17 protein-coding genes are annotated in these 20,440 nt (G+C 68.5%); 8 read left to right on the top strand and 9 right to left on the bottom strand.

The window, feature by feature from the left end; translation table 11 throughout:
• The first annotated feature begins 7 nt into the window (after positions 1-7).
• Positions 8-967: a UDP-glucose 4-epimerase GalE gene (galE, locus tag QM597_RS09460; protein WP_415004634.1), complete on the top strand. Its 960-nt coding sequence runs from the start codon at positions 8-10 to the stop codon at positions 965-967.
• 180 nt (positions 968-1,147) lie between these two features.
• Here galE and QM597_RS09455 read toward each other — a convergent pair whose 3' ends face one another.
• The 3 genes from QM597_RS09455 to metH all read right to left on the bottom strand — a co-directional run bounded on the left by QM597_RS09455 (position 1,148) and on the right by metH (position 6,733).
• Entirely contained in the window at positions 1,148-2,002 is an 855-nt protein-coding gene (locus QM597_RS09455) for a PAC2 family protein (protein WP_415004633.1), read from the bottom strand.
• A gap of 188 nt (positions 2,003-2,190) precedes the next feature.
• Positions 2,191-2,889, bottom strand: coding sequence for a DUF2786 domain-containing protein (locus QM597_RS09450; protein ID WP_415004632.1), 699 nt, complete (start codon positions 2,887-2,889; stop codon positions 2,191-2,193).
• 79 nt (positions 2,890-2,968) lie between these two features.
• Positions 2,969-6,733 (bottom strand): methionine synthase, encoded by a 3,765-nt coding sequence (gene metH / locus QM597_RS09445; protein ID WP_415004631.1) that lies wholly within the window; start codon positions 6,731-6,733, stop codon positions 2,969-2,971.
• Between the two features lie 267 nt (positions 6,734-7,000).
• Between metH and QM597_RS09440 the strand changes: the two genes are divergently transcribed.
• Both QM597_RS09440 and QM597_RS09435 read left to right on the top strand, forming a co-directional pair.
• Positions 7,001-7,858, top strand: a complete 858-nt coding sequence (locus tag QM597_RS09440) for a hypothetical protein (protein WP_415004630.1) — start codon at positions 7,001-7,003, stop codon at positions 7,856-7,858.
• Positions 7,852-8,520 (top strand): HAD family hydrolase, encoded by a 669-nt coding sequence (locus QM597_RS09435; protein WP_415004629.1) that lies wholly within the window; start codon positions 7,852-7,854, stop codon positions 8,518-8,520. Before QM597_RS09440 ends, QM597_RS09435 begins: the two co-directional genes overlap by 7 nt.
• 15 nt (positions 8,521-8,535) lie before the next feature.
• Here QM597_RS09435 and QM597_RS09430 read toward each other — a convergent pair whose 3' ends face one another.
• Entirely contained in the window at positions 8,536-9,360 is an 825-nt protein-coding gene (locus tag QM597_RS09430; protein ID WP_415004628.1) for a PD-(D/E)XK nuclease family protein, read from the bottom strand.
• 65 nt (positions 9,361-9,425) lie between these two features.
• Between QM597_RS09430 and QM597_RS09425 the strand changes: the two genes are divergently transcribed.
• From QM597_RS09425 to QM597_RS09410, 4 genes are read left to right on the top strand one after another with little or no spacing between them, the layout of a single operon-like run.
• The gene (locus tag QM597_RS09425; RefSeq protein WP_415004627.1) at positions 9,426-10,358 is read left to right on the top strand and encodes a site-2 protease family protein; all 933 of its coding nucleotides are present in this window, start codon (positions 9,426-9,428) and stop codon (positions 10,356-10,358) included.
• Complete coding sequence (locus QM597_RS09420; protein WP_415004626.1) at positions 10,355-11,260, top strand: tRNA (adenine-N1)-methyltransferase; 906 nt, start codon at positions 10,355-10,357, stop codon at positions 11,258-11,260. Before QM597_RS09425 ends, QM597_RS09420 begins: the two co-directional genes overlap by 4 nt.
• Positions 11,253-12,053, top strand: a complete 801-nt coding sequence (locus tag QM597_RS09415; protein WP_415004625.1) for an alpha/beta fold hydrolase — start codon at positions 11,253-11,255, stop codon at positions 12,051-12,053. The genes QM597_RS09420 and QM597_RS09415 overlap by 8 nt, the downstream gene beginning before the upstream one ends.
• Positions 12,054-12,087: 34 nt before the next feature.
• Complete coding sequence (locus QM597_RS09410) at positions 12,088-12,594, top strand: MarR family winged helix-turn-helix transcriptional regulator (RefSeq protein ID WP_415004624.1); 507 nt, start codon at positions 12,088-12,090, stop codon at positions 12,592-12,594.
• A 329-nt stretch (positions 12,595-12,923) separates the two neighbouring features.
• Here QM597_RS09410 and QM597_RS09405 read toward each other — a convergent pair whose 3' ends face one another.
• The 4 genes from QM597_RS09405 to QM597_RS09390 form a co-directional block, all read right to left on the bottom strand.
• On the bottom strand, positions 12,924-13,532 hold the full coding sequence (locus QM597_RS09405) for a LysE/ArgO family amino acid transporter (protein WP_415004623.1): 609 nt from the start codon (positions 13,530-13,532) through the stop codon (positions 12,924-12,926).
• Positions 13,533-13,617: 85 nt separating this feature from the next.
• The gene (locus QM597_RS09400; protein WP_415004622.1) at positions 13,618-14,625 is read right to left on the bottom strand and encodes a hypothetical protein; all 1,008 of its coding nucleotides are present in this window, start codon (positions 14,623-14,625) and stop codon (positions 13,618-13,620) included.
• Between the two features lie 4 nt (positions 14,626-14,629).
• Entirely contained in the window at positions 14,630-16,399 is a 1,770-nt protein-coding gene (locus QM597_RS09395) for a DUF3556 domain-containing protein (RefSeq protein ID WP_415004621.1), read from the bottom strand.
• Between the two features lie 392 nt (positions 16,400-16,791).
• The gene (locus QM597_RS09390; protein ID WP_415004620.1) at positions 16,792-18,468 is read right to left on the bottom strand and encodes an FAD-binding dehydrogenase; all 1,677 of its coding nucleotides are present in this window, start codon (positions 18,466-18,468) and stop codon (positions 16,792-16,794) included.
• A gap of 152 nt (positions 18,469-18,620) precedes the next feature.
• Between QM597_RS09390 and QM597_RS09385 the strand changes: the two genes are divergently transcribed.
• Positions 18,621-19,040, top strand: coding sequence for a hypothetical protein (locus tag QM597_RS09385; RefSeq protein WP_415004619.1), 420 nt, complete (start codon positions 18,621-18,623; stop codon positions 19,038-19,040).
• A 165-nt stretch (positions 19,041-19,205) separates the two neighbouring features.
• Here the strand turns inward: QM597_RS09385 and QM597_RS09380 are convergent, their stop codons facing one another.
• Complete coding sequence (locus tag QM597_RS09380; protein ID WP_415004618.1) at positions 19,206-20,429, bottom strand: Fic family protein; 1,224 nt, start codon at positions 20,427-20,429, stop codon at positions 19,206-19,208.
• Between the last annotated feature and the right edge of the window lie 11 nt (positions 20,430-20,440).

Genomic DNA, 20,440 nt, shown 5'->3' with positions numbered 1-20,440 from the left:
GATGCTTATGAGCATCGTGGTCACCGGCGGAGCCGGGTACATCGGGTCGCACATCGTGCGGTCCTTCCAACTGGCGGGCCTGGACTGCGTCGTTGTGGACGATCTGTCCAGCGGTCACCGCGAGTTCGTCCCCGGCGAGGTCCCGTTCGTTGAGGCGTCGATCCTCGACACTGCGGCGTTGGAGCAGGTGATGAGCGATCACGACGTGCAGGCCGTGGTCCACCTGGCCGGCTTCAAGTACGCCGGTGTCTCGGTCGAGCGGCCGATGCACACCTACGAGCAGAACGTGCAGGGCACCGTCAGCCTGCTCACCGCGATGGAGCGCAGCGGCGTCGACGCCATCGTGTTCTCCTCCAGCGCCGCCACCTACGGCACCCCCGACGTGGACCTCGTCACCGAGGACACCCCCACCTCGCCGGAGTCGCCGTACGGCGAGAGCAAGCTGATCGGCGAATGGCTCATGCGCGACGCCGAGCGCGCCTGGGGCATGCGGCACACCTCGCTGCGCTACTTCAACGTCGTCGGTTCGGCGGTGCCGCACCTGTACGACACCAGCCCGCACAACCTGTTCCCGCTGGTCATCAAGGCGCTGCGCGAAGGCCGCACGCCGCGCATCAACGGCGAGGACTACGCCACCCCCGACGGCACCTGCGTCCGCGACTACATCCACGTGGCCGACCTGGCCGACGCGCACGTCGTCGCGGCCCAGGCCCTGCTGGAGGGCCGCGACCTGGAGCGCGTCTACAACCTCGGCTGCGGCGACGGGGTCTCGGTCCGGCAGATCATGGATGCCGCCGCAGAGGTGTCCGGCATCGACTTCACCCCGGAGATCGGTCCGCGACGCCCCGGCGATCCGGCGCGCATCGTGGCCTCGGGAGAGCGGGCCGCCCGCGATCTGGACTGGAAGGTCCGCTATTCGGTCGCCGAGATGTTCGCTAGCGCCTGGCAGGCCGGCCCCACCGCCTGAAAGCGCGGCGCTCCAGGGAGGTAGCGCTTCAGAGCATGCGTCGGTAGGCGCTGGCTGAGGTGCGTAGGCCGCTTGCGGCCGGAGCCTCGAAGCCTGCGGTTTGAGTCCCTTCGAGGTGTGCTGCGCTCGCACCTCAGGGACTGGGTACGGCACCCAACCCGAAATAAAATCATCACTTCTCTAGAGTCCGTCGCCAGATTGGCGACGGCGCAGGTAGCGCTCGAACTCGCGGGCGATGGCGTCTCCGGAGGCCTGCGGCAGTTCGCTCTCGTCGCGCTCGGACTCCAGCGCCCGGACGTACTCGGTGATCTCCTCGTCCCCGTCGAGGGCATCCTCGGCACCGCGCTGCCAGGCTTCGCTGAGTTCGTCGAGGACGCCTTGGGGGAGCGCCAGCGCGAAGGCGTCCTCGACCGCGCCCAGCAGCGCCAGCGTCGCCTTGGGACACGGCGGTTCGGCCAGGTAGTGAGGCACCGCCGCCCACAGCGACAGCGCGGGCAGACCCGCCTGCGTCGCCGCCTCGGTCAGCGCTGTGGTGATGCCGACCGGGCCGGTGTACCGCGAGGCGTCGACACCGGGGATCAACCGGTCCGACAGTTCGTTGGACGAACCGCTGATCGGCACCGGACGGGTATGCGGCGAATCGGCCAGCAGCGCGCCCAGCGTCAGCACCTCCGAGACGCCCGCCGCCGCAGCGACCCCGAGGATCGCCTCGCAGAAGGAGCGCCACCGGTAGTTCGGCTCGGGGGCGCTCACCAGCAGCACATCGCGTACGGCACCGGCCGGACGGGCGTAGTAGATCGTCGGCTGCGGCCAGCGCAGCCGCGATCCGGTCTCGTCCGGCCCGCTGCGCAGCACCGGCCGGTGGACCTGGAAGTCGTAGTAGTCCTCCGGGTCGAGCTGGATCAGCACCTCGGCGTCCCACTCCTCGATGAGGTGGTCCACGACGCCGGTCGCGGCATCGGCGGCGTCGTTCCATCCCTCGAAGGCGGCGATCAGCCAGGGATCGCGTAGCGAGGGGATGTCGGGAGTGCTCACGCCCCCAGCATAGGGATCCGCTGACTTATTGGGGTTGTGCGCCGCTGACCGGTCCCTGAGGTGCGAGCTTGCGAGCCTCGAAGGGACCCCCACCGCAGCTCATTTCGAGGCTCCGCTCGTTCCTCGCTCCGCACCTCAATGAGCGGCACCGACCTATAAATCAGCACTTCCCTAGGTGGCGGGCCTCCTCAGCGGTCGAGGACGGGAGACAGTCCGGTGAGGTCGGCCTGGTGGCCCGAGACGTAGCCCTCGTAGGCACCCGGCCCGGAGACCTCGGGCTTGGTGACCGTGCCGCGGTGCGGATAGTGGTGGTCGACCGTGTCGGCGATGGCGTGGGAACTGTCCGCGAGCGCCAGCGCGACCGACGGACCGTCTCTGTGGCGTTCCTCGGCCTCCTGGATCGTGGTCTCGGCGATCTCACGCAGCCGGGTGTCGACGGCTGCGCCGTAGCCGGCCCACCAGGAGCGCTTGAACGCCACCAGGTCCTCGCCCCTGGGTACCTCTGCCCGGATCAGCTCGTGGGCCGCCTGCACCATGAGGCTGCGCATCAACAGCTCGACGCTCTCGACATCGGCTTCCAGCCCGAAGACATGGACCGACATCGCCGGTTCGGTGCCGAGGATGATCGGCTTGCAGCGCATGGCCAGCGCCACCACACAGGCCAGCAGGCATTTATCCCGCACGAACGGTGCGTCAAAGCGCAGCAGCCGGTCGCTGACCCCCGCCTCCTGTCCGGGCGCGGCGCTCAGCAGAGCCTCGTCGATCCCGTACTCGGCCATGAGCGCCATGGCCTTGGCGGTAAAGGTCTCGGCCTCCGCAGCGGTGGCGGCCGAATCCTCCGCCAGCGCGAGAAGCTTGCGGATCTTGTCGACCTTGTCGGGGTTCATAGGCCTTCCATTATCGGCGATGGACCCAAAGGCGAGGCCGCCGGTGGTCCCGTCGCCATGACCGGTCCCGGCGTCGTGTCTACTCGTCGTCGGTGCGGTAGCCGAGATTGGGCGACAGCCAGCGCTCGGCCTCGTCCATCGTCCAGCCCTTGCGTTCGGCGTACTCGGCCACCTGGTCGCGGCCGATGCGCCCGACCACCGTGTACTGGGACTGCGGATGCGAGAAGTACCAGCCGCTGACCGAAGCGCCCGGCCACATCGCCATCGAATCGGTCAGTTCGATACCTGCGTTGGCCTTGACGTCGAGCAGGTCCCACAGTAGCCGCTTCTCGGTGTGGTCCGGGCAGGCCGGATAGCCGGGCGCGGGGCGGATGCCGACGTACTTCTCGGCGATCAGCGCCTCGTTGTCGAGTGTCTCGGCGGGCTGATAACCCCAGAACTCCCTGCGCACGCGCTCGTGCATGCGCTCGGCGAACGCCTCGGCGAAACGGTCCGCCAGCGACTCCAGGAGGATCGCGCTGTAGTCGTCGAGGGCTGCCTTGAACTCGATGACTTTCTCGGAGACACCGATCCCGCAGGTCACCGCGAAGGCACCGACATAGTCGGCTAGCCCGGTCTCCTTGGGCGCGACGAAGTCCGTCAGCGACTTGTGCGGGACCCCTTCGCGGTGCTCGGTCTGCTGGCGCAGGTGATGCAGTGTCGTGCGCACCTGGTCGCGGTGGTGGTCGGCGTACACCTCGATGTCGTCACCGCCGACCTGGTTGGCCGGGAACAGGCCGATGACCCCGTTCGCGCTGATCCACTTCTCGGCGATCATCCGCTCCAGCATCGCCTGCGCGTCGTCGTAGAGCTTGCGGGCGGCCTCGCCGGAGGCCGGGTTGTTGAGGATGTCGGGGAACTTGCCTTTGAGTTCCCAGGAGCTGAAGAACGGCTGCCAGTCGAAATACTCGACCAGCTCCTCGAGCGCATAGTCGGTGAACGTCCGGACGAAGGTGCCGTCGGCGTCCAATGCGGGCGGAACCGGCGGGGTGTAACCGCTCCAGTCGATTGGCGTACGGTCGGCTCGCGCCTGCTCCAGCGTCAGCAGCGGCCGCGAGTCCTGGCGCGCCGCATGCCGTTCCCGCAGCGAGTCGTAGTCGGCCTGCAGGTCCGACAGCAGCGCCGGACGGCGGTCGTCGGACAGCAGCGAGGCCACGACCGGCACCGAGCGGGAGGCGTCCTTCACCCAGACCACCGGGCCGTGGTAGCGCTGGTCGATCTTGACCGCCGTGTGGGCGCGTGATGTCGTGGCACCGCCGATGAGCAGCGGGATGTCGAAGCCCTGTCGCTCCATCTCGGCGGCGAAGTTGACCATCTCGTCCAGCGAGGGCGTGATGAGGCCCGACAAGCCGATGACGTCGGCGTTGTGCTCCTTGGCCGCATCGAGGATCGTCTGCGCCGGCACCATGACGCCCAGGTCGATGACGTCGTAGTTGTTGCACTGCAGCACCACGCCGACGATGTTCTTGCCGATGTCGTGGACGTCGCCTTTGACCGTGGCCATGACGACCGTACCGTTGCTGCGCTCGGCGTCGCCGGGCTGCTTCTCGGCCTCGATGAACGGAATGAGGTAGGCGACGGCCTTCTTCATCACCCGCGCCGACTTCACGACCTGCGGCAGGAACATCTTGCCCGCGCCGAACAGGTCGCCGACGACGCTCATGCCGTCCATGAGCGGACCTTCGATGACCTCTAGCGGTCGTCCGCCGCGCGCGGCGATCTCCAGGCGCAGTTCCTCGGTGTCCGACTCGGCGTAGTCGTCGATGCCCTTGACTAGCGCGTGCGTGATCCGCTCGGACACCGGGAGCGAGCGCCACTCTGCCTCGGCGGCCTCCTCCTTCTGGCCGGTGCCTGCGTAGTCGCCGGCGATCTCCAGCAGCCGGTCGGCGGCATCGGGGCGGCGGTTGAGGATGACGTCCTCGATGCGCTCGCGCAACTTCACGTCGACGTCGTCGTAGACGACCAGGGCGCCGGCGTTGACGATGCCCATGTCCATGCCCGCCCGCGTCGCGTGGTAGAGGAACACCGAATGGATCGCCTCACGCACGGCGTTGTTGCCCCGGAACGAGAACGAGACGTTCGAGACGCCGCCGGAGACCTTGACGCCCGGCAGGTTCTGCTTGATCCAGCGGGTGCCCTCGATGAAGTCGATGCCGTAGGAGGCGTGCTCCTCGATGCCCGTGGCGACGGCGAAGATGTTCGGGTCGAAGATGATGTCCTCGGCCGGGAAGCCAACCTCCTCGGTGAGGATGCGGTAGGCCCGCGCGCAGATCTCCTTGCGCCGCTCCAGGTTGTCGGCCTGCCCCTCCTCGTCGAAGGCCATGACGACGACGGCCGCACCGTACTTGCGGCAGAGCCGGGCCTGCTCGACGAATCTCTCCTCGCCCTCCTTCATGGAGATCGAGTTGACGACGCACTTGCCCTGGACGTTGCGCAGGCCCTCCTCGATGACCTCCCACTTGGAGGAGTCGACCATGATCGGGACCTTGCAGATGTCCGGTTCGCCCGAGATGAGGCGCAAGAAGCGCTGCATCGCGGCGACGCCGTCGATCATGCCCTCGTCCATGTTGACGTCGATGATCTGCGCGCCGTTCTCGACCTGCTGGCGCGCGACCGACAACGCCGTGGAGTAGTCGCCGTCGCGGATGAGGTTGCGGAAGCGCGCCGAGCCGGTGATGTTGGTCCGCTCGCCGACGTTGACGAACAGAGAATCCTCGGTGATGGTGAATGGCTCCAGGCCCGACAGCCGCATGGCTGGTTCGAGCACCGGGGGGACCCGAGGTGTCGCGTCGGCGACCGCGCCTGCGATGGCCGCGATATGGGCCGGGGTGGTGCCGCAGCAGCCGCCGGCGGCGTTGATGAGTCCGGCCGAGGCGAACTCGGCGAGGATCTCCGCAGTGGTCGACGGCTCCTCGTCGTATTCGCCGAAGGAGTTCGGCAGGCCGGCGTTCGGGTAGGCGTGGACGAAGCAGTCGGCCACTCGCGACAGCTCGGCGATGTACGGACGTAGCTCGCGCCCGCCGAGCGCGCAGTTCAGGCCGACCATGAGCGGGCGGACGTGACGGATCGAGTTCCAGAACGCCTCGGTCACCTGACCGGTGAGCGTGCGTCCCGAGGCGTCGGTGATCGTGCCGGAGATGACCACGGGCCAACGGCGGCCGACCTCCTCGAAGAAGGTCTCGATGGCGAAGATCGCCGCCTTGGCGTTGAGCGTGTCGAAGATCGTCTCGACCATGAGCACATCGGCACCGCCGTCGACGAGGCCGCGGATCTGCTCGTCGTAGGCCTCGACCATCTCGACGAAGGTGACATTGCGCGCCGCCGGGTCGTTGACGTCGGGGGAGATGGAGCCGGTGCGGTTCAGCGGGCCGATGGCCCCGGCGACGAAACGCGGGCGGTCCGCCGTGGCGAACTCGTCACACGCCTCGCGGGCCAGCCGCGCCGAGGCGACGTTGAACTCGTAGGCGAACTTCTCCATGCCGTAGTCGGCCAGCGAGATGCGCTGGGCGTTGAAGGTGTTGGTCTCCACCAGGTCGGCACCGGCGGCCAGGTACTCGCGGTGGATGCTGTCGATGATGTGCGGCTGGGTGAGACTGAGCAGGTCGTTGTTGCCCTGGACGTCACTGGGCCAGTCCGCGAACCGTGCGCCTCGGTAGCCCGCCTCATCGGGGCGGTCGCGCTGGATCGCCGTGCCCATCGCGCCGTCGATGACGAGCAGGCGCTCGCGCATGATCCGCGTCAGAGCGTCGGTGGCGTCGGGGCGCCAGGCGGCTCGAATGCCGTCGGTGGTGAGCTTGTCGGTCACGCGATTCCTCGGATCCAGAACGATGGACGGGGAACCTCCAGCCGGCAGCGGGCTCGCGTGGGCGTTGAGGTCGTACCCGCCCATTGTGTCACGCCGCCCCGGCCGGGGAACATTTCTCGCACGGGGTTCCTCTTAGCGGGCATAACGGCCGGGAACGGCCGGTCGCCGCCCGAGACGTGTCGGGGGTGTCGGCGGCAGCGGTGAGTGCATTAGGCTCACGGTGATTTCTTATATTGCGACTGCCCGCATGATGTGAGGGGATTTTTGATGGCTACCGATGAGACTCGCGCCGAGGCATCGAATCCGGCGACTGCGCCGGCTCGGCTCCAGGAGTTGACGAGTGACCCAGAGTTGTGGCCGCTGATCGCGGCTCACCCGAACGCTTACCCCGGCCTCCTGACCTGGCTTGGCGAGAACGGCGGCAACGACGTCAAGGCCGCCATCGCTGGTCGCGGTAACGGTGCTGCGGCGGCCGAGCCGACTGCGGTCCTGCCGCCGGCCGCGCCGCCGACCCCGGCCGCACCGATGACGCCCCCGCCCGGAGCAGCGTTCCCGCCTCCGGGCGGCGCGCTGCCCCCTCCCGGTGGTGCGGCCGTGCCCCCGGCCGGCTTCCCGGCCCCCGGTGCCCCGCAGGGCGGTTCGGGCGGCTCCAAGAAGGGCCTGTGGATCACCCTCGGCATCGTCGCGTTCCTGCTGATCGGCAGCGGCGTCGGCGTTGGGGTGTGGGCGTTGACCAAGGACGACGATTCTCAGCAGGCCAGCACTGACGGCGAGGACAAGAAGTCCTCGAACGACGATGACGACGAGAAGAAGTCGGACGACGATGACGACGAGAAGGACTCGGACGAACTCGACTGCGACGGTCTCGAAGATGTCGCCGATGCCGCAGACGACCTCAACATGTACATCCCCGACTTGGACGAGGAGAGTGTCCTGACCGACGCGGTCGAGACGATCGAGGAGTTCGAGGACTACGACAACGAGGAGGTCGCCGAGTGGGTCGACATCTTCTTGTCCTTCGCCGATGCCATCGAGGAGGATCCGGACGCGATCTGGGGGGATGAGTACCTCGAGTCCTCGCAGGCCGCGAGCGACCTGGAGAGCTTCCTCGCCGACGAGTGCTGATCTCCGCGACACCATCGCACTGGCGTCCCGTCGGGGCCCTATGGGACCTCGACGGGACGCTTGTCGATACCGAGCCGCTGTGGATGTCGGCCGAGCGGGAGCTGGCCGCCGAACTCGGCGGGACCTGGAGCGAGGCCGATGCTGCGGGCCTGATCGGCTCGGACCTGCGTGACGCCGGCCGCCACCTGCAAGGTCACTTCGGTACGAGCATGCCGGTCGACGACATCGTGGACTTCCTCGTGACACGGGTGAGTCGCGGCCTGGCCGGTGGCACGCCCTGGCGGCCCGGTGTTCGTGAGCTGGTCGAGGCCTTCGAGCAGGCGGGAGTGCCTCAGGCGCTCGTGACGATGTCGTACAGCGTCATTGCCGACCCCGTCGCGGCACAGCTCCCCTTCGCCGCAGTCGTCAGCGGCGATCGGGTCACCTACGGCAAGCCGCACCCTGAGCCGTACCTTCTGGCGGCCGAGGCGCTGGGGGTCGAGGCCGCTGACTGTCTGGCCATCGAGGATTCCCCGACAGGTGCCGCATCGGCCAATGCCGCCGGCTGCCGGGTCCTGGCCGTCCCGCACGTGGTGGCCGTGCCCGACCATCCGAACCGCCGCCGGGCCGGATCCCTGGCCGGGTTGACTCCGGCAGCGATCACCGCGCTCTTCACCACCTGAGCCGGGCCAGTCCCACTATGACCCCGGTGGCTCGATGCGGACGGTCGGCATCGGCAGCAGGGTTCCGCCTTGGGCGGGGCAGTGGTCGTGGAAGGCGCAAAAGCGACATAGGCCGTTCGGGCTGGGGGAGAAGGCCCCCTGGTCGAGGGCACGCATGATGGCCGTCCAGATCGCCCGCACCTTGCGCTCGGTCGCCACCAGTTCAGCCTCACCAGGCCCGTGCCGCAGGATCTGGCGGTCGCCGAGATACATCAACTGCAGCAGCGTCGGGACGATGCCTCGCGTACGCCACAGCAACAGCGCGTAGAACCGCATCTGGAACAGCGCCTTGCCCTCGAAATGCTCCGAGGGTGCCTTGCCGGTCTTGTAGTCCACGACCCGGATACGGCCGTCGGGAGCGATGTCGAGGCGGTCGACGATCCCGCCGAGCGTCAGGTCGTCCGAGCGGTGTTCGACCCACACCTCGCGGGCCGCCGGTTCCAGCGTCTGCGGATTCTCCAAAGCGAAATAGGACTCCACCAGCGGCAGCGCGGAATCCAGCCAGGCGGCGGCGTCGAAGTCCTCCGAACCGGAGAACTCCGCTGCACGGGCATCCTCACCGACCACGCGATCCCAGGCCGGTGCGATCAGCTCGGCGGCCCGGTCCGGGTGGCGTTCTGCGGCAGGCAGGTCGAACAGATCCTCCAGGACCGCATGAACGAGCGTGCCGCGGATCGCGGCCGGCGCAGGCGGCTCGGGCAGTTTGTCGACGGTGCGATAGCGGAACAGCAGGGGACAGGTGATGAAGTCCGACGCCCTGCTGGGGCTGAGCCTGCTGCGCACCACGACCTCGGAGTCCATGACAGCACGGTACCCAGCCCCGGTGACAGCAACGAGCACCGCAAGTGCCGCGATAGGTTGACGCCATGTCGTCACCGGGGTCTGTGCGTCTGGGGCGCATCTGGTCCGTCCCGGTCTTCATCCGCCCTGGTGCGCTGTTCATGGGCGTGCTCCTGGTGATCTTGTTCGCGCCCCGGCTGTCGACCGCAGGCTACGGATCGCCCTGGCTGGTCGCCGCATGCGGCGTTGTGTCGTTGTATGCCTCGGTGCTCGTCCACGAGATCGCCCATGTGGCCGCCGCTCGCGCCGATCACCGGCTCGTGCAGTCGGTGACGCTGCACCTGCTGGGCGGCGAGACCCTGATCGCTTCCGAGAGCCGCAGTGCCCGTGAAGAGTTCGTCAGTTCGGCCTCCGGGCCGCTCGCCTCCTTGGCCCTCGCCCTCGCCGGCATGCTTGCCGCAGCCGCCCTCGGCAACGGCCACCCGGCGAAGGTCGCCGGTGCCCTCGGCACGATCAACCTCCTGGTCGCGGCGGTGAACGTCCTTCCGGCGCTGCCCCTGGACGGCGGGCGCATGGTGCGCGCCGCCGGCTGGGCGCTCACCGGTAATGAGCGGATCGGCGTCGTCATTGCCGGGCGGTTCGGCCAGCTCGCGGCTGCGGCGAGTTTCGTTGTGGGCGTCTGGCTGTGTACGCGCGGCGGCCGCACCGGCTGGCTGGACTTCCTGCTGTGCGCGCTGGTCGGCGTGTTCATGTGGCGCGGCTCCTCGCAGTCGCTGCGCCTCGCCCATCGCGCCCGGCGCATCGAGAACCTGCGGGTGAGCCGTCTCGTCGATTCTTCCGTACCCGAGGCTGACTGCCCGCGGCTGCCGTTGTCGCTGCACGGCGGCGACCTGCTGCGCGCCATGACCCATGCGCCCGCCGACGTCTACGCGGTCGTCGACGACGAGACCGGCGAGGTGGTCGGTAGCCTGCGCACTCGTACTGTCAACCGCGCCTATCGAACCGGAGTCCGACGATGACGACATCCCCGTCCGCCGCCATCTGGAGCCATCGCGGCCCCTTCGCCGAGGGGGAGTGGGTGCGCCTGAGCGACGCGAAGGGCCGCAAGCACAACATCCAGCTCGTGCGCGGCAAGGAGTTCTCGACCAAGAAGGGCCAGATCCGCCACGACGACATCCTCGACCGTCCCGAGGGCATCGTCGTCGAGGCGTCCCTCGGCGGCGAGTACCAGGTGTTCCGTCCGTTGTTGAGCGAGTACGTCGTCTCGATGCCGCGCGGCGCGGCGATCATCTACCCCAAGGATGCCGCGCAGATCCTCGCATGGGCCGACATCTTTCCCGGTGCCCGCGTGGTCGAAGCCGGTGCCGGATCGGGCAGCCTGACGTCGTGGCTGCTGCGCGCGGTCGGGCCGCAGGGTCATGTCGGCTCCTACGAGATCCGCGAGGACTTCGCCGAGATCGCGCGCAAGAACGTCACCCAGATCGTGGGGGAGCATCCGGCCTGGACGCTCACGGTCGGAGACGTGCGCGAGGTCGTCGCCGAGGCCGAGATCGACCGGCTGATCCTCGACATGGTCGATCCGTGGACATGTGTGCCGCTGGCCGCCGAACGGCTCGTCGCCGGCGGCATTATCTGCGGTTACGTCGCCACGACGACGCAGCTGTCCCGGTTCGTCGAGACGCTGCGCGAGCACGGCGAGTTCACCGAGCCGCGCGCCTGGGAGACGCTGGAGCGGGACTGGCACGCCGAGGGCTTGGCCGTCCGCCCGGCACACGGAGCCGGTTCGCACACCGCCTATCTCGTCACGGCCCGGCGCATGGCCCCCGGTCAACGGGCGCTCGCCAAAACCCGGCGTCCCGCGCCCGGCGCCTACGGCCCGGACTACACCGGCCCGCGCCCTGCGGGATTCGACGATGAGTGAAGCGCCGCCGGCGATCCACGCTGCCGAGGTTGGGGACGGCGACCGGCGGGTCGTCTTCTTGCACGGCCTGTTCGGGCAGGGGAAGAACTTCACCCAGATCGCCAAGGCCCTGCAACCGGAGTTCGGCTCACTGCTGGTCGACCTGCCCGACCACGGCCGCTCGGCGTGGACCGACGGCGTCGACTACGTCCGGATGGCCGATGCCGTCGCGGCCTTCCTACGCGACGGGTTCGCCGTGAGCGGTCCGGTGCATCTCGTCGGACACTCGATGGGCGGCAAAGTGGCGATGGTCCTCGCCCTGCGCCATCCGGAGCTGATCGACCGGCTGGTGATCGTCGACATCGCTCCGGCCTTCAGCGAGGGATCGGGGCAGTTCGAGCAGCTTTTGGGCGCGTTGGCCTCGCTGGACCTGACCACCCTCCGGCGCCGTGGTGATGCCGACGAACGGCTGCGCGAATCCATCCCGGACCCGGCGGTGCGGCTGTTCCTGCTGCAGAACCTGCGGGCTGCGGGCGATCACGGCTACGCCTGGCAGGCTCACCTCGACCTGCTGCGCCGCGATCTTCCGGTGATCGGCGGTTTCCCCGACCTGTCCGAGCCGCCGTTCGACCATCCGGTCCTCTGGGTCGCCGGGGAGCGTTCGGACTACATCCGGCCGGAGCACGAACCCGAGATGCGCCGGCTTTTCCCGCGCACGTGCGAGGTGACGATCAAGGGCGCGGGGCACTGGGTCCACTCCGAGCAGCCGGCGGCTTTCGTCTCGGCACTGCGGGTGTTCCTCGGGGCAGCATAGCGCTGATTTTCCAGGGAAGATACGGTTGTCCTCCGTGGACGACCGGGTAGCACGCGCCATCGCGCAATGGCGCATCGAGCGACCCGACCTCGACGTCGGACCACACGGGATCATCGGGCGCCTGCGTCTGCTCTCCGACCGGCTCCGCGACGAGTTCTCCGCCGAGCAGGTCCATCACGGCCTCGATGACGGCGAGTTCGACGTCCTTGCGACGCTGCGGCGCGCCGGCGATCCCTACGAACTGGCTCCCGGCGAGCTGGCCCGGCACACCCAGGTCTCGATGGGCGTGATGAGCCGGCTGCTCGACCGGCTCGTCGAGGCCGGACTCGTTGCGTGGTCGGGGCCGACTGACGCGCGGCGCGATCAGGTCATCGGGCTGACGCAGGCCGGTCATTCGGTCGTCGACGAGGTCTTCACCGCCCACGTGACACACGAACATCGACTCGTCGCGGCGTTGAAGCCCCGAGAACGCATCGAACTCGAACGGCTGCTGACGGTGTGGCTGGCCGCTCTCGAACACCCCGAGATCAGCGAAGACTAGGCACGTGCGCGGATAGGGACCCGGTCATTGAGGTGCGAGCTTGCGAGCCTCGAAATGACCTACCGCCGCAAGCGACCTACGCACCTCAGCCAGCGCCTATCCGCAGAGACTCCAGGCGCTCCCGCCTCCCCTCGCCAGACATCCGATAATGCACATTATGTCAATCTACGGGCGGGTCGGGGCGGCACCGAGTTTCAGAACGGTTCGACCTCTCCTGCCTTGGCCGCTGGCTGAGGTGCGCCCTTCGAGGCTCGGGCGCTGAGCGCCCTCGCACCTCAGGGACCGGGTTCCGCCTATGCCCGGAACCTCTACGCTGTCGAGGTCTCGATTCACTCGATGAGGAGGGTGACGGCGATGACGATCATCGCCAGGGCGATCACCGCATCGAGCAGGCGCCAGGCACGCGACGACCGCAACCACCGGCCGAGGCGGCCCGCCCCGAAGCCCAGTGCGCCGAACCACATGACGCTTGCGGACATGGCCCCGGCCGCGAACCACCAGCGCGCCTCGCCATGCGTCGCGGCGATGGAGCCGACGAGGAAGACCGTGTCGAGATAGACATGCGGATTGAGCCAGGTCAGCGCCAGCGTCGTGCCGGCCACCGCCCCGAGGCCACCGCGCCCGCCGGCCGCTCCCCCGTTCAACCCCTCGGCTCCCCCGACTGCCGCCCGCCACAGGGCCAGCGCCGCGTAGCCGAGCAGGAACACTGCCCCCGCCCATCGCGCGGCCGTCGACAGCCAGGGTGCCGCCGACAACAATCCGCCCAGGCCGGCGACGCCGAAGGCGATCAACAATGCATCCGAGGCCGCACAGATCGCCACGACAACGCCGACGCGCTCACGTCGTAACCCTTGACGCAGGACGAAGGCGTTCTGCGCCCCGATGGCGACGATCAGCGACAGGCCGGTCAGCAATCCGGCCACGACGGCAGTGAGCATGCACCGACTGTAGAGCGCACGCCACGAGATCGAATCCGGTCATTGGCCCACCACCACAGGCGACGGGGCAGCCTCGGCTACGGCGCTACGCGGCGTTGACGACGTCAGCGGCCCACTGGCTCCACATGTCGTCGGCGTAGCCGTCGGCCTCCGCGCTCCCGCCCTTGACCCACACGCCCACGAAGGAGTCGCCGCCGCTGACATCCAGGCCCCAGCCGTCATCGTCACCCTGGGCAGCGCCGATGGCAAAAATCGCCTGCAACGACGGTTCGAGGACCGGTTGCCATGTGGTGAAGTCCGGGACCACGTCCTCCGGCAGGTCACCGCCGAGGCCGAGGTCGATGGCACCGATCCGGTCGTCACGAACCAGGATGTATGAAAAGGTGGGGGCCGCCTGGGCCGGGATCAACGCGACGGTGTCGACGAACTGCTGCCACCGCCCCCAGTCGAAGTCGTCGGCGTCTCCGTCGACCCAGATCCTCGCCTGGCCGGTGCCCTCGACGCTGTCGCTGACACTGAGCGCGATGCTGGGGAACAGCCCGAGGTCGTCGTCGGCCATGATCCACGCGGCGATCTCGGAGACCCGTCGTCCGTCTGCGGGCACCTGACCCAGATCCAGCATCGGCCCCATGAACACGACCTTGGCCTCGGGGAACTCGCTCGTGGCGGTCAGGAAGGCGCTGGCGCGCTCCGCAGGAGACAGCGGGCTCTCGTCGGACAGGATGTGCGAGGCTGCGGTGATGTCCTCGTCTTCATCACGCTCGAAGCGGACCTCGCCGTTGAAGCCAGCGGCTTCGTCGATCAGGTTGTTGGCCTCGTCGAAGACCTCCAGGACCGCCTCCAGGTCGGGGACCTCGATGTCGTCTTCGACGATCACCGTGGCCTCCACGCCGTAGTAGTCGGAGTCGTAGGCAGTCCGCTCGGCCTCGACCGAGACGACGCCCGGCAGCGGATCGATGACCTTCTCGATGTGCCGCGCCGAGTCGGGATCGATCTTGCGCGGCAGTGTGCTGCCGCCCTCGGTGCCGCCCCCGCAACCGGCCGCGACCACGAGGGCGACGGCGGCTACCCCTGCCTTGATCCTGTTGTTCACGGCCCTAGGAGACTGCGGGACGCTCCGATGTTCCACCGGCCGGCACATAGCCGTCGAGAGTCCAGTCGACGTGCAGGCTGATCGGCCCGTTCGGGAGCCACGGCTGCTCGGCGACAGCCTCGGCGACGTACCAGTGGCCGCGCTCGACCACGCCGAGGGCCGCATCGATGACTCGGTAGTGCTGTACCGGCGAACCGATGGCCTGCGACTCGACCCACATCACCTGGAAGTCCCCCGGTTCCAGGTGCAGCCGCCGCTGCAGCGCGGCGATCAGCCGCTCGTCGTGCAGGTGCCCGCAGCCGAAGTTCCAGCCGAGGAAGAGATTGCACATGAACTCCGCCTCGCGGATGGTTCGGGCGTCGACGTCGTCCACGTGGCGCAGCAGCAGCGAGTACAGGCCGCGCCCCTGACTGTGCATGGCCCGCCACGCCAGCGTCTTCTGCAGCGTCATCTCCGATTCGAGCGCATCGAAGCCGAAGGCCTGCAACTGGTCGATCTGATTGGCGGCGGGCTTGACGATCTCGTCGAAGCGCTGCTCGATGCCGGGTTTGAGCACCCACGTCGCGGAGGCCCAGTTGCCTGCATACTGACGCATCGACGGCAGGAACGACACCAGATCGGGCCGCAGATTGCCCAGCACCGGGAAGAACACCAGACCGGCGACGATCAGCGGCAGGAGGAACGGCTCGGAGAAGTCGAAGACGCCGTACCCCTCCCCGTTCGGATAGCCGACGAACAGGAACACCGCGAGGAACCCGAACAGCACGTTCCACTCCAGCGGCACCGCCAGCGGGAAGGCCGTGAGGATGAACAGGTGGAAGAAGGCCATGAAGCAGGCCGCGACGACGGCCACCTCGCGGTTCGTGGCGAACAACAGCACCAGCGGGATCGCCAGCTCGACCGTCGTGCCGCCGACATGGGCCATGAACCAGGAGAACTTCGACGGCAGCAGATCCTCGTTCTCCACGTCGCGGTAGTGCAGGCGCTTGATCCAGCGTGCGGGGGTCGTCGGCGCGTTGGACAGCATCGGCGGCACCACGTTGACGAAGTGGTGACCGAACTTCGAGACGCCCGCGCCGATCCACACCGTCACGATGAGCAACTTGTAGGCGATGATGAGGTCGGCGCCCGTGAGCGTCGCGGAGAAGATCATCGCGGGCAGGTACTGCTCACCGCGTGAGGCCAGGAAGATCACCTTGTCGCGCAGGCCGAGCAGCACCAGCAGCACCGCCACGACGACCCACCACGGGGTGCGCACGAGTCCGTCGGCACCGGTCGGCATCACCAGGGCCGCGACGAGGCTGGCCAGGAAGAGCGCGTAGAGCGCCACGTCGAACGGGGTGCGCGTGTCACCGCCGGTTCCGGGAACCTTCGACGCCCACGGTGCCATGCGGATCGTCCCGGGGCGCAGCCAGTAGCGCGCGCCGCCGGTCATGGGCTTGAAGTGACCGGCCAGCGGACCCCACGTGCCGGCAATGCCGATGGCCTCCAGCAGCACGGTCCACAGCACGAGCTTCTGGTAGACGACCGCCTGGTCCCACCACGAGGTGAACTCCCCCAAGCCGCCCACGTCGCTGGTCCACGACACCACCAGCAGCCCGCCGAGGCAGTACAGCACCACGACCTTCGTGATGTAGATGAGGTGGAACGCCACCGGCGAGCCGAAACCGTGGTCGGCCCAGAACAGCGCGAGGACCTTGATCCGTTCCAGGAACGGCCGGCTCAGGAACGCCTCGGCGTCCACATCCGGCGAGGTGGGCTGCAAGAACCCCATTGCTCACGCTCCTTCTTCACAAGGTATCCCTCCCAGGGTAGAGGCAACTGCTGGTTCGAGGCCCACACTCCTTCGTCTCTCCACTCCGGACACCCGCGTATGTCGGGAGGATGAGCAAGCGAGGAACGGAATGAACGGGAACTCGCTTTACTCGAAGCCGCCCGCGGGGCTGCAGATCGTCTCGACTGAGAAGCGCGCTGGCCGGGCACCGGGGCGAGAGCGCCGGGGCAGCCGCCGATCGACGGGCCATTTTCGTGCCTGAGCGGGCGGTGGTCAGCGGCGACGGCCGCCAGCAAGGGACCGGACATGGCTCCGACTGCTTCTCCGCAGCCTCTGTGCGTGGCCGCTGGGGCGGTTTCGGGAGGCGTGTCGTCCGCTCCCCCTTACTCCCCTCACCCCAGCTGGGCAGCGAGGGCGCGGCCGGCGGCGCGGCCGGAGAACAGGCAGCCGCCGAGGAACGTGCCCTCCAGTGAGTTGTAGCCGTGGACACCGCCGCCGCCGAATCCGGCGACCTCACCGGCCGCGTACAGCCCCTCGAACGGCTCGCCCCCGGAATGCAGCACCTGAGAATCGAGGTTCGTCTCCAACCCGCCGAGCGACTTGCGGGTCAGCACATGCAGGCGCACCGCGATGAGCGGCCCCTTGGCCGGATCGAGGATCTTGTGCGGCGAGGCCACCCGCACCAGCTTGTCGCCCCGGTACGCGCGCGCCTGCCGCATCGCCACGACCTGCAGGTCCTTGGCGAAGGCGTTGTCGAGCTGGCGGTCACGCTCCTCGATCTGGCGGCGCAGATGGCCTGCATCGATCAGGTCCGAACCGGCCACCCGGTTCATGCCCGCGACCAGCTCCTCCAGCGTGTCGGCGACGACGAAGTCCTCCCCCTGGCGCTTGAACGCCTCCACCGGCTCGGTCGCCCCCTTCGCAAGGCGCTGACGCAGCAGCTCGCGGATGCTCTTGTTCGTCAGGTCGGGGTTCTGCTCCTGCCCCGACAGCGCAAACTCCTTCTCGATGATCGACTGCGTGAGCACGAACCACGAGTGGTCGTGGCCGCTCTCGCGCAGGATCTTGAGCGTGCCGAGGGTGTCGAAGCCCGGCAGCGCCGGCACCGGCAGCCGGTTGCCCGCACCGTCGAACCACAACGACGACGGCCCCGGCAGGACGCGAATGCCGTGCTTGGGCCAGATCGGATCGAAGTTCGTGATGCCCTCGACGTAATGCCACATGCGGTCACGGTTGATGTGCCGCGCACCGGCGTCCTCGGCGATGCCGAGCATGCGCCCGTCGACGTGCGCGGGCACGCCGGAGATCATGTGCGCCGGCGGGGTGCCCAGCCGCTCGGGCCAGTTGGCCCGCACGAGGTCGTGATTGCCGCCGATGCCGCCGGTCGTCACCACCACCGCCTGTGCCGAGAACGCGAAGTCGCCGACGGCCTCACGCGAGGTCGGCGCGGCCCGGGGCGCGTCGGTCGGCTCCAGTACCGCGCCGCGGACTCCGGTGACCGCACCGGACTCGACCACCAACTCATCGACGCGATGACGGAACGCGAGACGCACCAGCCCCTGTTCCACCCCGGCGAGGACGATCTTCTCGAACGGTTCGACGATGCCCGGGCCGGTTCCCCAGGTGATGTGGAAGCGCGGCACCGAGTTGCCGTGCCCGCCTGCAAGTGCGCCGCCGCGCTCGGCCCAGCCGACCACGGGGAAGACCCGGTGGCCCTTCTCGCGCAGCCATGCCTGCTTCTCGGCCGCAGCGAAGTTCACGTACGCCTCGGCCCAGCGGCGCGGCCACAGATCGTCGTCGCGGTCGAACTGGGCGCTGCCCTGCCAGTCCTGCCAGGCCAGTTCGACGGAGTCCTTGATGCCCATGCGCCGCTGCTGCGGGGAATCGACGAAGAACAGGCCGCCGAATGACCAGTACGCCTGGCCGCCGATCCCCTGCTCGCCTTCTTGATCGACGACGATGACGCGGCGGCCCGCCTCGACCAGTTCGGCGGTGGCGACGAGGCCGGCCAGGCCTGCTCCCACCACGATGACGTCAGTCTGGGCCGTGGACGATGCTCCGGTGGACATGCGCCGCATCCTGCCTTATCGAGAGGGCAGATCGCGCACCTGGTCGGCCTCGGCGTGGGATGGGTCACCTTGCGGCCAAAAGCCTGCGCAGGCACGTCCGGTGCCCCTACGGTGGAGGGAGCACCCCCGATCTCCCGAGGTTCTTCACCGTCATGCTCCTTACGACACGGCTCTCCCGGATCATCGCGGTCACCGTCGTAGCGACGGTCGCCACTGCCGTCGCCGTGACCTTCGCGTTCTCCTCCGACGCGGTCGGCGGCTCCCACGACGACCGGGCAGGACGCGACGCCACGCCGACGATCTCCGTCGGCGACGGCACTACCGACGCCGGACCCGACGGCCTGAATGCTGACGCCACCGGATCGAGTCCCACCCCCGCTCCGGACGCGACCGCGACGCAGGACCCCGGCAGCGCTCAGAGCGGCGACAGCTCGGCGGCCTCGTCGGATTCCTCCCGCGACGAGGTCACCCCGACCTCCGCGCCGACCACGAAGCCGGAGACGGCTACCCCCGCGCCCAGCCCGACGCCGAAGCCGACGAAGAACACCTGCCTCGTCGTGTTGACCTGCTGACCCGGTCGTCGAGGTTCCACAGCCGCTTAGAGGATGCGCCAGTAGGTCCCGCTGGCTGAGGTGCGAGCGAGGAACGAGCGAGCCTCGAAGCTTGCGGTGGTGGGTCATTTCGAGGCTCGCAAGCTCGCACCTCAATGACCGGGTTCCGCCTATCCCCGCAACCGCTTACGCGCTGCGGCTGACGGTCTCGATGCGGACCGTCAGATCCTGGAGTTCGTCGAGGATCGCCTGTGCCGACCACGTCCGCTCACGTACCCGACGACCGCTGCGCGTGAGCACCCCGGCCGCCTCCAATCGCTCCATCGCCAGTTTGAGTTGCACACCGCTGTACCCCGTGCGCTGGGCCGCGAGATCGACCGTGAGGATCGGCTCGGACACCAGCAGCCGCGCCAGCCGGTACTCGGCGCTGCCGGGGACCGGACCGCCGAGCAGGTCCTCCCATTCGACGGTGACCTCGTGCAGGCGCGTGGCGGTGCGCCGCGACTCGTGGCTGGCGATGAGCGTCGCATGCGTCATCAGACCGACCAGCGGGCGTGCTCGCCCCTCGCGGTACTCCCCGAGCGCGTCGAAGTAGCGGTCGCGGCGCGCCACTAATCCGGACGCAATCGGCACTGACAGGTAGCGGGTCGCCCGGCGGCGGCGCAGCACCGCGTGGATCAAGGTACGGCCGATGCGGCCGTTGCCGTCGGTGAAAGGGTGGATCGACTCGAACTGGGCGTGCATTACCGCCGCCTGCACGAGCACCGGCACGTCATCACGGTTCGCGTAAGCGAACAGGTCCTCCAGGTACCCCGGAACCGTGTCGGGCGGTGGCGGCACGAACAACGCGCCGCGCGGCGAATAGTCGCTGCCACCGATCCAGTTCTGCACGGTCCGCAGGTGGCCTGCCTTCTCGTGCATCGTCGGGTGATGGCGAAACAACAGGTAGTGCGCGCGCAGCATCGCCTCCAGTCGGACCTGGCCGCACTCGCCGGCGTCGGCGATGACCCCGGCCAGCGCCTGTGTCGAGGCGGCCATCGAACGTGCCGAAGCGTTCGCGCGCATCCCATGCAACGCCCGCTCGTAGTCGGCGAAACTCGCCTCGATGTTCTCGATCTTCGATGACGACACCGATTCGGTGCGCAACAACAACTGATCGAGCGCCCCGAGCTTACGGCCGTGGGTCTGGTCCAGCTGAGCCAGATTAGCCAGGGCGTTGTTCATGGTGACGCGCAAAGGGCGGTCGACGGGGAAGTCCAGAGAGGTGATGCGCGGCGGACGGCGCACCACGATCTCACGCAACTCCCGGTCGGCCTTGGGGCCTTGGGGGGTTCTCTGGCGCCAGGGCCGGGCCTCCGCGACGTGCGGTGCCCAGTCACGAGGGGATGCGGCTCCGGTTGATTCGCTCACCGGCTCAGTCT

It is taken from the genome of Aeromicrobium sp., from assembly GCF_047607065.1.
Lineage (GTDB): Bacteria > Actinomycetota > Actinomycetes > Propionibacteriales > Nocardioidaceae > Aeromicrobium.
The sequence above is the reverse complement of the archived record's forward strand: the minus strand, read 5'-3'. Positions and strand labels throughout refer to the sequence as shown.